At 38.6% G+C, this 713-nt stretch carries 2 pseudogenes; both read right to left on the bottom strand.

Going from position 1 to position 713, the window contains the following annotated elements:
- A pseudogene (locus AC3G7N_RS21070) lies at positions 1–252 on the bottom strand (selenide, water dikinase SelD); the annotation flags it as partial.
- Between the two features lie 112 nt (positions 253–364).
- Positions 365–713: pseudogene (locus tag AC3G7N_RS21065) on the bottom strand (alpha-L-glutamate ligase); the annotation flags it as partial.

Raw genomic sequence — 713 nt, 5'->3', positions numbered from 1 at the left:
AATTTGACCAAACGCGTAGGGATCATCGACAATGGGGGTGAAAAAGTCTACGGTTTGTACCATTGCGATGTCATCGCTTAATTTATAGACACCAGCATCATCACTCGTGTCAAGTCCTACCAGTACGTTCGGATTTGGATTGGCTGATGGCAGTTTACGAAGAACTTGATCTAAATCAGCGGGGCCAATTTTACATCCGCAGCCTCCTTTGGACGATAATGATGTTAGTTTCACAGTATTTGAATTAACCATTTATCTATCAACCTTTCTTAAGGGGGTTCAAAAATCGTATAGTTTAATTTTATCACAGGATAGCAATTTGAATAGAAAAAAGCCCCACAACCGATAAGAAGGGGGCCACGAATTAACTATTTACAACATTCAATTGATTACCCAGATACTTTGCTAATTCCAGCATGCCATATTTATCCGCTTGTGCTTCGGCATCAGAATTATAGTTTGTATTGGTATTGATATCATAGGTGAAAATTTCACCGTTTTGATCGTAAATAAATTCAATTCCTGCTACTTGAATATCATTATTTCTTAGGAATGTCTCATATTTTTCGATAATTGGATCCTGGAAGTCATTGATTATTTGAAACTTTGGTTTTTCAGGTGTCTCATCGCCAACAGGGCAGAATAAATCATCAACCTTGCAGGTATCGGCTGGGCAGAGTTCAAAACCTTCCGATGTATCAACACGAACGGCA

It is taken from the genome of Virgibacillus carmonensis, assembly GCF_057836705.1.
The sequence above is the reverse complement of the archived record's forward strand: the minus strand, read 5'-3'. Positions and strand labels throughout refer to the sequence as shown.